6 protein-coding genes and 4 pseudogenes are annotated in these 11,569 nt (G+C 60.7%); 2 read left to right on the plus strand and 8 right to left on the minus strand.

The window, feature by feature from the left end; all coding sequences use genetic code 11:
• Nucleotides 1–1,410 (minus strand): ESPR domain-containing protein (locus tag KHO33_RS41035; RefSeq protein ID WP_267916074.1); only part of this gene is annotated, 1,410 nt, incomplete at its 3' end.
• 387 nt (nt 1,411–1,797) lie between these two features.
• Here KHO33_RS41035 and KHO33_RS41040 point away from each other — a divergent pair.
• Nucleotides 1,798–2,673, plus strand: a pseudogene (locus tag KHO33_RS41040) (ISAs1 family transposase).
• A gap of 3 nt (nt 2,674–2,676) precedes the next feature.
• Here the strand turns inward: KHO33_RS41040 and KHO33_RS41045 are convergent.
• From KHO33_RS41045 to KHO33_RS41050, 3 genes and pseudogenes are all read right to left on the minus strand, one after another.
• Nucleotides 2,677–4,503: pseudogene (locus tag KHO33_RS41045) on the minus strand (Tn3 family transposase); the annotation flags it as partial.
• Nucleotides 4,484–4,864 (minus strand): annotated as a pseudogene (locus KHO33_RS43080) (DUF4158 domain-containing protein). The pseudogenes KHO33_RS41045 and KHO33_RS43080, both read right to left, overlap by 20 nt.
• Nucleotides 4,865–5,305: 441 nt before the next feature.
• Entirely contained in the window at nt 5,306–7,249 is a 1,944-nt protein-coding gene (locus KHO33_RS41050; RefSeq protein WP_200568448.1) for a kelch repeat-containing protein, read from the minus strand.
• A 170-nt stretch (nt 7,250–7,419) separates the two neighbouring features.
• Here KHO33_RS41050 and KHO33_RS41055 point away from each other — a divergent pair.
• Nucleotides 7,420–7,635, plus strand: a pseudogene (locus KHO33_RS41055) (transposase); the annotation flags it as partial.
• Between the two features lie 119 nt (nt 7,636–7,754).
• Here the strand turns inward: KHO33_RS41055 and KHO33_RS41060 are convergent.
• The 4 genes from KHO33_RS41060 to KHO33_RS41075 form a co-directional block, all read right to left on the minus strand.
• Nucleotides 7,755–8,066, minus strand: coding sequence for a hypothetical protein (locus tag KHO33_RS41060; protein ID WP_200568447.1), 312 nt, complete (start codon nt 8,064–8,066; stop codon nt 7,755–7,757).
• A 166-nt stretch (nt 8,067–8,232) separates the two neighbouring features.
• Complete coding sequence (locus KHO33_RS41065; protein ID WP_200568446.1) at nt 8,233–9,696, minus strand: trypsin-like peptidase domain-containing protein; 1,464 nt, start codon at nt 9,694–9,696, stop codon at nt 8,233–8,235.
• A 603-nt stretch (nt 9,697–10,299) separates the two neighbouring features.
• Nucleotides 10,300–10,632, minus strand: a complete 333-nt coding sequence (locus KHO33_RS43085; protein WP_407946224.1) for a LuxR C-terminal-related transcriptional regulator — start codon at nt 10,630–10,632, stop codon at nt 10,300–10,302.
• Nucleotides 10,565–11,320, minus strand: a complete 756-nt coding sequence (locus KHO33_RS41075) for a response regulator transcription factor (RefSeq protein ID WP_200568444.1) — start codon at nt 11,318–11,320, stop codon at nt 10,565–10,567. Before KHO33_RS41075 ends, KHO33_RS43085 begins: the two co-directional genes overlap by 68 nt.
• Nucleotides 11,321–11,569: the final 249 nt, after the last annotated feature.

An 11,569-nucleotide genomic window follows, 5' to 3' on the forward strand; every position in this document is an offset into this window, starting at 1 on the left:
GTCCGTGCTTGCGCCGACGGTCAGGTTCTGGCCCGCAGCCGACTGCTGCACCAGACCGATCGAGCCGCTGGACAGCTGGTTCTGCACGTTCGTGATGTCCGTCGTGTTCTGCGTCACCCGGCCGTCGATGTTGGTCAGGGCACCGCCCACGTTGTTGAACGTGCTGCCGCCAATGCTGTAGCTCGGCGCGGAAACCGTACCATCCGCGTTCACGGTCGAGCCGCCGCCCAGGGCGCTCGCCACCGAGCTGCTCACGCCATACAGCACGCCGCCGTTAATGGCATCCACGCTGGCTGCATTCACCGCACCCGCTGCCACGTTGGTCACCGCCACCGGCGTGCCCGCATTGCCCAGCGTCACGCTGGTGTGGGCCGGCGAGTCGTACTGCACCGCGTCAGCCAGCGTGCCGTTGATGGTCGTCAGCGAGTTGTTGATCGTGCTGATATCCGACGTGTTCTGCGTGGTGCGGCCGTCGATGTTGGTCAGGGCGCCGCCCACGTTGTTGAACGTGCTGCCGCCAATGCTGTAGCTCGGCGCGGAAACCGTGCCATTCGTCGGATCGTAGGTCGAGCCCCCGCCCAGCGACGATGCGGTGTTCGTGCCGATCTGGTTGACCTTCGCGTCTTCCGACTGCAACTGGCTCACGTTCACCGCGTCCGTCGCCGCCGAACCGGCTGCCACGTTCGTGATGCGGCGCTCCGCATCGGCCGAGCCCACCGAGACCTCACCGTTTGCCCCCGACGCGGTGCCCGACAGCGTCGCGCTACCCGGGTTGTAGCCCGCAGCAGCCAGGTTGGCCGTCGTAGTCGACCACGTGCCCAGTGCAACTGAGTTTGCAGCCGACGCTGCCGCATACGTGCCCAGTGCAACTGAGTTTGCAGCCGACGCTGCCGCATTCGCGCCGATCGCGGTTGATTGCTGAGCCACTGCCTGCGCATACGCGCCAAGCGCGGTTGAGTAGACAGACCCCGAAGCCACCGAACTTGTGCCGACCGCTGTTCCGTATATACCTGTCGATTGCGAGGCCATGCCGACCGCAACTGCGCCGTTTCCCGACGCCAGCGCAGTAGCGCCAATCGCCGTCGTGTTCGTATTCGTCGCCTGCGCGCTAGATCCGACCGCGGTGGCTCCTAAACCACCACACGCTGACACCGGCTGTGAGGAGGCCTTCGCGTTGTCACCGAGTGCGACATCGTTGGAGCATGCTACCTGCGCGCCATTCCCGTACTGGGTACTGGCTCGCGCATTCTGCGCAAAACCCCCACCGCCGAATGAGGCCGCGAGTACCATCGCAGCAACGAGTGCGCGACGCGAACGGGGATTGCTCTTGCGACGCCCCTTGGTCAGTTCCGATGCAGCGCTCCACGTCCCGGTGGAGGCATTCCATACAACGCGATAGCTCTTGTTCATGATAGGGTCCAGAATGCAGATAAAAGAGATGGCAGTGATTTGCTCCCTGTGATGACTACGGGATTGCGATTCACTGTGGCTTACCTGCATTCTGGATATTTCGATGCCCCATAAATACGGGATGAGTCCTATTAACTCATATTTATAATGAGACCCATCCTAGTTTAAGTTTTTGATGACCGTTTCAGCAGGGTGATTGCATGAAGCCGCGTTAGCAATCACGGACTTACAAAAGTGCTTGTAAACTGGAGCGGTTCGAGGGTTTACTTTCGTCTTTTACGCGGCGGAAGAGATGGAAGAAGAAGGCATCCTGAGCATTGAAGAAGCGTTTGGTGATCTTCGTGATCCACGTAGCCGGACGCCGGCCTACGATCGACGGAAATGCTGATGGTTGCCTTGTGCGCGGTCCTGTGTGGCGCGGACGGCTGGGTGTCGATCCAGTTGTGGGGTGAAGAGAAGCTGGACTGGCTGCGCCAGCATATGCCGCTAGCACAGGGCATCCCCTCCCACGACACGTTCGGACGGGTGTTCGCAGCGCTCAATCCGAAGCAGTTCGAAGCGTGTTTCATCCGCTGGATGAGCGGTCTGTGCCCGGCACTGGCCGGATAGGTTGTAGCGATCGACGGCAAGACCGTGCGCGGCTCACGTCAACGTGGCGAGCGCGCCATTCATCTGGTCGCGGCATACGGCAGCGAGCTGGGCATGGCACTGGGTCAGGTGCGTACAGCGGAAAAATCCAACGAGATCACGGCGATCCCGGAACTGCTCGACGCGTTGCTGCTCAAGGGAGCGATCGTCACCATCAATGCGATGGGTTGTCAGCGTGACGTCGCCGAACGCATCGTGAAGGCAGGGGCGGGCTATGTGCTGGCATGCAAGGGCAATCAGGGCACCATGCTGGAGCGGGTGCAAAAGGCATTCGACGCCATGGAACGTGTGCCGCAGGCCTACGCGGACTATACAAGCGAGCATCGCGAGGTCGAAAAGGATCCCGGCCGCATAGAGACGCGCCGGTGTGTTGTGAGCGACATTCTCACGCGCTGGCAGCAGGAGCCTGATCTGTGGCCGGGCCTGCGCTCGATCGTGATGGTCGAGTCCACGCGCGAAATCGGCGACACCGTCACCACCGAACGCGGCTACTACGCCTCCAGCCTGCCGCCCGACGCGGCACACATCGCCCATGCGGTGCGCGCCCACTGGCGCATTGGGAATAACCTCCACTGGGTGCTCGATGTGGCCTTTGGCGAAGACCAGTGCCGCTAACGCTTCGATGGATAGCCGCTTGCCAATGTCCAGATCGAACCGGCCATATGGATTGATTTGGGCATAGATCAACGGCGACAGTGCGCGGAAGTCGGCGGCCTGCATCATTCGCCACCAACGCGGCTCCGACAGCACTTGCTGGATCAGCAGCGTGTTGACGTAGACCAGACAGATCTGCAGGAGGTGAAGGGCCAGCACCGACAATTCCTGATCTTCGAGCTGGTTCGTGGCGACTTCGCCGCCCTTGCCGAAGAAGATGAAGCTGTTTGCACTGTTCCAGTTTTCGACGGCGTTGAGCCCTTCATGAATTTCGCGACGAAGAGCCTCCGAGTCGAGATAGCGACACAGGAAAATCGTCTTGATCGCCTTGCCGAGCTCAGCAAGTGCCTGATAAGTCGGATGCTGCCGGTTGCTGCGCTGGAAGCGCCGCAGGATGGCTTCTGCTTTGGCGGTGCCGAGATGCAGTGCCGTCGTGTATTTGATCATCTCGTCGTATTGCTGCCGGATCAGTGCCCAGTTGATGGGACGCGTCAGTACCGGTTCAAGATTCGCGTAGTCAGTGCCACTGCCCGCAGTCGGGAGATACAGTTTTTGCGAGGCGATCGCCTTGAGGCGCGGAAGCAGCTCGAAGCCGAGCAGATGGCAAAACGCGAAACCAACCTCGCTCTGGCCATGGCTGTCGGTATAGTGATTCTGTATCTCCATGTCGCTGTCATGCCGCAGCACGCCTTCGATCATGGCCGCGACCTCGGACGACGAACAGCGCTTGAGCTGCGAGTAGATGCAGACTGATTTGTGTTCGACGTGCCAGTAGATCATGACGCCACGACCACCGTAGCGGATGTGCCACTCGGTCATGAGGTTCTGGTCGCATGCTCCGAATTTCTTGGAGTCGGGCGCACAGGTGGTGCTGCCATTTCCCCAGATGGCGGTTTGCCGCACGGCGAAAGTGGCATTCACGACTCGAGCAATGGCATCGCGCAGCGCGTCCTTGCGGACAAAACGTTCGCGAACGTAGGGGAGTTCCTTGTAGGTGGTTGCGTGTTCATCCGTCAGCACGCGCTTCAGTCCGGTGTTGGTGCCCAGACCATAAAGGCAGAGCAGCAGTCGGCGCTGCAACGTCGCGCGATCTACGACTTCGCGCGTACCTGCGCTATGAAATGCATCGCTGAATCCGATGCGCAGATCTGCTTCCTTGAACAGATCGAGCAGGCCGCTCGATGACCAGCGTTTGAATATCTCCGTTTTCACACGCTGCAGGTTCGGTGGATCGGGTTGTGCGTCGAGCGGCGTGAGACAGATACGGTTCTTGCCGGTTGGGCGCAGGGTGACGCGCGAATTTTTGGGCAGTCCCTGATTCAGCGTGGTCAATGTATCGATCAACGTTTGCCGGATACTGGCCATGAACAGTTCGACATCCGCAGGGTGCCCAAGCGCTTCGTAGTAAGCCTCGCGCCGCTCACCGAAGTCCGTCGGCAGATCATCGTCAGGATTGCGGTAGCGTTCGGCGCCGAACACCCAGATTTCCTTGCACTGCAGCCGCTCACGCAGCGACTGCAGTACGCAGATTTCGTAGTTGATCCGGTTGATGCGCTCCTTGCCGCCCTTGTCTTCGTCGATCACGATCTCCCCCCATTTGTCGCGGATGACGCCCTTGATCGGCACTTCATCGATGGCGAAATACTGCTGGCGGCTGTCGCGGTGTTGGCGCAGAAGGTTCAGTGCGTCGATTACCGGGCGATGCGCTTCGTTGTTGCTGCGAAATTCCAGCGCATCAAGCAGGTGAGGCAACATGCGGCGATAGTGGTTGCTATATGAAGCCCGCAGAACAGCTGCCCGGTAGCAACTCGGCACGCAGCCACAACGCCAGGGCGTCCCAGTCCGCCGCCATCATCCGCCGGATACCGAGCCACGACAGGATTTCGGTGCGCTGACGCTTTGCGGTTCGTCCTTGCCAGTCGAAACTATCAAGCGCCTTGATGGGAATCGCCAGTTGTTGGGCCAGGTGACGCACAATCTCGGCTGGCACCTCACGGCGCGAGTCGGGAAACCGGCCCTAGTACTGAAAATATTTGAGCAGTATGGCAAACCCGAACCGGCCATGGCCAGTTCGCCCGGGCAGCAGTGCCTGCTCCTCTGCGGTCAGAGTCCAGTGCGCGTCGAGCTCGGCCTCATCCCATTGTCGCTTCACCGGGCTGACTCTCTATTTAATCAAGGATGCATATGATAGACAGGCCGGCTCATTTCCGCGAGCGGCGGGGGCGACTCGAATGGCACGCCCCGCGTTTTGCGGCGAGTTGTTTGGCCGCGATACACCGCCAATGATTTTCCAGTACAACGCGCTTGATTACGTCATCGAAACCAGCCCCGACCGCGAACTGCTTGTTGCCATCGGACGTCAGTCCGGTGCCGCGCCCAAACTCCGCTACAGCATCAGCGATTCTGCCGGCACCTACACATTCCGGACATTGGCGGCCCGCCTTGCGCGCACGAGGTCGACCTTGCCCTTTCGGACTCTCGGTGGTGAAGCCGGCTCATGCCAAATAGGCTTAGAACGGCTCGAGCGTAGTGCGGCGAAAGTCGCACGCTACGTTCAAGGGGGCGGCGCAGTAATACGCCGCTGCTACCCGACTTATGGAACATACAGTTCCGCAGTGTTCAGCGTACCGCTGGTGCCGTTTCCACCAGCGACGAGTACCTGTCCATCCGGCAGCAGGGTCGCGGTAAGGCCGGAGTGAGTGGTACTCATGGAGCCGGTTGCGGTCCACGTGCCGATGACGGGGTCGTAGAGTTCCGCCGTGTTGAGAGGAGCGCTGCTGCGTCCCCCCGCGACAAGGACCTTGCCATCCAGCAGCAGCGTTGCAACGTGTGCATAGCGAGCGCTGCTCAGGGAGCCGGTTGCGGTCCACGTGCCGGTGGCAGGGTCGTAGAGTTCCGCCGTGTTCAGCGCACTGCCGTTGCTGTCTCCCGCCGCGACGAGGACCTGCCCATTGGGCAGCAGGGTCGCGGTGGCGTAGTAGCGAGCTTCGGTCATGGAACCAGTTGGGGTCCACGTGCCTATGGCGGGATCGTAGAGTTCTGCCGTATTCAGCGCACTGCCGCTCGATCCACCCGCGACAAGAACCTTCCCGTCCGGAAGCAGGGTCGCGGTGTGGATGGAGCGGGTGCTGTTCATGGAGCCGGTTGCGGTCCACGCGCCGGTGGCAGGGTCGTAGAGTTCCGCCGTGTTCAGTACAACGTTGCTGCTGCCCCCGGCGACGAGGACCCTGCCATTCGGCAACAGGGTCGCGGTGGCTGAACTGCGAGCTTCGGTCATGGGAGCGGTTGCGGTCCATGTGCCGGTAGCGGGGTCGTAGAGTTCCGCCATGTTCAGAACAACGTTGTTGTTGCCACCCGCAACGAGGACCCTGCCGTCCGGCAGCAGGGTCGCGGTGTGGCCGGAGCGGGTGCTGCTCATGGAACCGGTTGCAGTCCACGTGCCGGTGGCTGGATCGTAGATCTCCGCATCGCTCAGAAAATTGCCGCTGGCGTTGTCTCCCCCCGCGACAAGGACCCTGCCGTCCTGCAACTGGGTCGCGGTGGCGTGCGCGCGAGCGCTGATCATGGAGCCAGTTAGATCGAAGGTGCCTGGAGGCACCACCGTAATGGTCACGGTCGCGGCGACGGAGCCTGCCCCGTTGCTGCCGGTCACTGTGTAGCTGGCCGTCGGCTGGGTGCTTTGCGGGGTGCCCGCGATGGTGCCATCGGCGGCGTTGATGCTCAGCCCCATGGGCAGCGCGGAGCTGACGTCAAAGGTGCTGATGGCTCCGCCCGTGCTCTGCGGCAGGTTGGGCAGGATCGGCTCGCCTGCAGCATACAAAGCCACGGATTGCCGATAGCTCAGCGAGAGCGGCGCGACAGGCGGCGGGGCGGCGACGCTGATCTGCAGTACGGTACTCGCAACGCCGGCGCCGTTGCTGGCGGTCACCGTGTAGCTGGCCTGCGCGCTGACCAAGGTTGGCGTGCCACGAATGATCCCCGTGACGAGGTCGATGGCGAGCCCTGCAGGCAGCGCGGGCTGGACGGCATAGTCAGTGACATCGCCGCCCTGGACGGTTGGTTCGTTTGGCGGGATCGGCAGACCGACGGTGTAGACGACATGCTGGGCCACATAGCCCAGGTTCTCAGGCGGCACTCCAGGGTTCTCCGGGGGGACCGCTTGCGCCGTAACGGAAATCACCAGTCCCGCCGTGACGACGCCCGCCGTACTACTGCCGGTGACGGCATAAAGGGTCGGCTCCGACAGCGCCTGAGGCGTGCCACTGATCACACCCGTTGCCGTATTAATCTCGAGACCGGCCGGCAGGGCAGGCGTGATCGCGTAGGAAGTGATCGGGCTGCCGCTGCTGTAAGGGGCGTTGGGTTCGATCGGGGTCCCCAACTGGTAGACGACCTCATTGCGCTCATAGTGCAGTCCTGCGGGAGGGGTAATCGCAATGCCACCGCCGCCATGACACGAGTTCAGGCAAAACAGGACAAGGAGACCCAGACCCAGTGCCTGCAGATGACACAGACTCTGCTGCTTCAGTGTATTCATCACTCTTCCTTGTCGCCATAGCACGGCACTGCCACTTTCCCGGCGCGCCATTCTCATCAGGCTAGCCTTTGCGCGGCGCGCCAGCAATTGGACTTTGGTCCAATAGGGCCTGAAGCGGTTCAAGGGGTTGTCGTGCAATGTCCGTACCCGCAAATGGCACTTTTGGCAGCTATGTGATCGCGGTCGAGCGAACCAAGGCGCAGATCCGCGCGCGGGTCGAGCATCCGTTTCATGTCGTGAAGAACCTGTTTCGTCATCGCAAGGTCCGCTACAAGGGTCTAGCCAAGAACACGGCGCAGCTGTTCAGTCTGTTCGCGCTGGCGAACCTGGTGATCGCGAAAAATCAGCTGCGGTCGACTCAAGGGAGCAATCCGTCATGTATGTGAAAAACGCGGGAAGTGAGGACCGAATACGAACGAAACTCACCTCGTGTGTCGTCAAATTTCTTCGTCAATCTGAAAATTGCAACCTGCCTCGTCCGTTATGCGGACGACAGGCTCATTGATCAGCGTTTCCCTAGTTCGGCTTGGCGAGCCGCATCGATCTGCCGGATCAATGCTTCGCGTTGCGACAAGAGCTCCTGATACGAAGCCATGGGGTGTTCCTGTGAGTGCTCCTGACCGAAAGACGGGCCGACCCCGGCCGCCGTGTCTGACGAGCGGGAGAACCTGATTTTCGCCTGCATCATGGCAATGTTGCCCTCTGACAGCGCGTTGCGCGACATTATGCGAACGAAGCGATCGCCGTCAAACAGTAAGCAACTCGCGGCGCTGGAGTTCAAACAGCACGTCGCAAAAAACTCGAGAGCTTGGAGCATCCGTCTCTGTCGTGGCTCGCAAGCACGACATCAACTTCAACCTCGTATTCGTATGGCGCCAGACTGCATCGTCTGGAGCAACTGGGCTTGCCTGCGTCAATGGTCACGCCGGCATCGAAGATGCGGCGATCAGGATCACTCCACCGAGCCTGCCTGCGGCTATGGTTCATTTAACCCGGACCGAAACAAAACTGCGCGCGTTTTTGCGCTGGATCAGCACGGCTACCTGCTTCCCTGCCTTTGCTTCCAGCGTAGTCACGTCCCCCTGCTTTTCGACCAGTGTGTCATTCAGAGACAGGACGACGTCACCGGGCTGGATGCCCGCGCTTGCCGCCGGCCCGTCAACCTCGTCGACCATCAGGCCTACGGCAAGGCCGGTCGTACGCTTCTCGTCCTCACTCAGCGAATGCATGATCAAACCCAGACGATCCGCTGTGCCGCCTTCGTTTTGTCGCACGCCGGAGTGCTCCGATGACTCACCGACCATGACCGTTGTCGTCATTGGTTTTCGATTGCGGATCAGCCTGAGTGTGGCGTTCGTGCCGGGCGGCAGGTCAGCCGCATCCTGGCCGAGTTCGACCGCGCGATCAATCGGCTTGTCGCCGATCTGTATGATGATGTCGCCTGGCTTGAGGCCGCTCGCGGCAGCTGGTGTGCCTGGCGCGACGGAATTGACCAGCGCACCTGCCGGTCGCGGCAGGCCAAAGGCGACCGCGAGGCCGGGGCCGACGTCCTGTACTTCCACGCCAAGGCCGCCCGGAGAGGTCGCCTGCGTGGCTTGCACCTGCGATCGCACCTTGGCCGCCATGTTGATCGGGATGGCAAAGGCCAGGCTGGGGTACCTGTCTGAGTCCGCGTAAATCTGCACATCGATACCGACCACCTCGCCGGCAAGGTTGAACAGTGGGCCGCCCGAATTGTCCGGGTTAGCGGCGATATCGGTTTGAAAAAAGGGAAAGCTGCTCCCGTCCTGGAGCGTGCGAGACGTGGCACTGACAATGCCGGCGGTAACGGTATTCTCGAAGCTGTCGGGCGACCCGATCGTCAGGACCGGTTCACCGACGCGCACCCGCGACGAATCGCCAAGTTTGACGGTCGGAAGCTTCGTGGCATGGATCTGAACCACTGCGACGTCGCTCTGGGCGTCGACCGCCACGACCTTTGCCTTGAACTCGCGTCGATCGGTGAGTCTGACCATCACTTCGTCAGCCTGATCCACCACATGAGCGGTGGTCAGAATGAGGCCGTCAGGGCTCACGATAAAACCGGAACCCGTACCTATAATGGCGCGCGGTGAGCTGTCTTGAGATCTATCGGATTGCGGTGCCGCGCGGTTGATGAACGCGACAAGGGGATCGTCTGCGTCAATGGCCGCAGGGGCTGATGTCGACGGTTGCTTGTCAGTGGCAGCCGCGCTGATATTCACGACGGCGGGGCCGTACCGCTCCACCAGCGTAGGGAAGTCAACCGGTGCGGAATCGTTGGCCGACGAAGCCGGCTTCTCCTTCGCAGGCGGCGGAGCCGCGGTCGCGGCGTTGGCCGTCGGCTGCAGGCACGCATAGCCGGGGAGCAATGCCGTCGCAATCAGGGATGCGCGGAACAACGTGCGAACAAGAGTCTGCTTCAACACAATGCACCTCCATGGCGAGCCCGATGCCGGGGCTGGGCGCGGGAATAGCCCAGGAGGACAACAGGCAATGGCGGGTAAATTATTTCCCGTACAGTAACGGGCACCAGAGACACAATGCAATGATTGGACCAGAAACAGCAAATCTGCGGGAGCGCACGAACCGCGGCGATGCGGTCCACCCCACCGACCGCCGTGCCGGATTCGCCGATGCGCATGGATGGGAGGAACCAGCAGACCTGTCTGGAGGGGGGCGACGCTGACGCGGAGTACAGCGGGATCCTGTCCGCTATGGATAATCACGCGACCGGTTGGTGCGATCCTGTTCATCTTAACCTGCCCTCGGGGCCATGGCGGTGAAATCAGTCGGCCGATCGATACGTCCACACATCGGATGCGCCGGTTCGAAAGGGCCTGACAGGCCACCTTATGATTTATAGAGGAACAACGAGAAAATTACAGGGAGTGCTAATCCTGGGGTGCGGTTGCGACTGGCGCAGAGCCCTCTGCAATGGGCATTCGCACCGAACCCCATGCATCCGGTCCGTGCATTGGCGGGAGCGCCTGAGCTTCAGTTTCATCGAGCGTGTCTGATAAGAAGATGTTTCATAAAGGCTGTTGCGCGAACATGAGGTGCATCACGCTGGCCACTGAATGAACCGTCAGATTCGTCGTGATGCGCGTGCGGTGAACCTTGACGGTCTCTTTCGCAATTCCTGGGTCTTGCCTGTTCAGTCGACCGCTCACGACGCCTTGCAGCACGTCCCGCTCGTGCGGTGAATGGCGGACACTAACGACTTCAATTGAGAATGCGATCCAAAGGAGTCCGCTCCCAGCCATGCTTATTCGAATAATTGCGGAAGCAGAGACATCACACCCGTTCTCTGCGCAAGCCACCCTGTTTCCGATAGGCGTCGAAACGATCCAGGCAGGGTGCATCTGTCATTGGTTCAGGATTTGGCAGATTGATTCCCGTACGATCGGGCGATGCGTCGAATCCTGCAGACTCGCTCATCCTGGCCTCCTGCATAAGGTGAATCAGGTCGACCAATGAGTGAGCCGCAAGTTTTGCCATGACGTGCGCACGATGAACCTTGACGGTCTTTTCCGCGATTCCCAGTGCATAACCGATCTGTTTGTTCAGTTGACCGCTCACGACGCCTTGCAGTACTTCCCGCTCGCGCGTGGTAAGTTTCCTGATGCGCTCCCGGATGACCTGCTGCCTGAGGGCCTGTGTGCGTAGTTGCGTCGAGCGGATGACGGCGCGACCGATCGCATCCAGCAGTTCGATGTCTCCAATGGGCTTGAGCAGGAAATCTACTGCTCCGGCCCGCATGGCGGTCACCGTGGCGGGTACATCACAGTACCCGCTGATGAAGACAATGGGGAGGGGGGCGCCGTTCGCTATGGCCAGGTCGTGTTGCAGGTGTAAGCCGCTCACGTCGGGCAGGTGAACATCGAGCACCAGGCAGTCCAGGTCAGGGCCATGGCGGCAGCGCTCAAGAAACGACTGGGCCGACCCGTGCGCTTCGACACGATAGCCGCCAAGCCGAAGGAGGCGCATCAATGCCCTGCAGACCGATTCGTCATCATCGACCAGGGCAACAAGTGGCATTGGGCTTGTCATGATCTGATCACTCCAGTTGTTTCGAGGTGCGTACAAACGATGAACGGAATCCGGGTGTAACGGGAACGACATAAAGCACGGCTCTCAGGTGATTTGAGTGTAGTCCTCGATCTGTATATTCGCAGCAACGTTGTCATAGCCAGGGTTCACCGCATTGGCGTCCCAGCTGCCGCTCCGCTAGTCTGGAAAGGCACGCTATCAGATATTCCATCCCATGCAGCATACGAAGATATCCCTCTAACCGTCGGC

Source organism: Paraburkholderia nemoris, assembly GCF_905221015.1.
Taxonomy (GTDB): Bacteria; Pseudomonadota; Gammaproteobacteria; order Burkholderiales; family Burkholderiaceae; genus Paraburkholderia; species Paraburkholderia nemoris.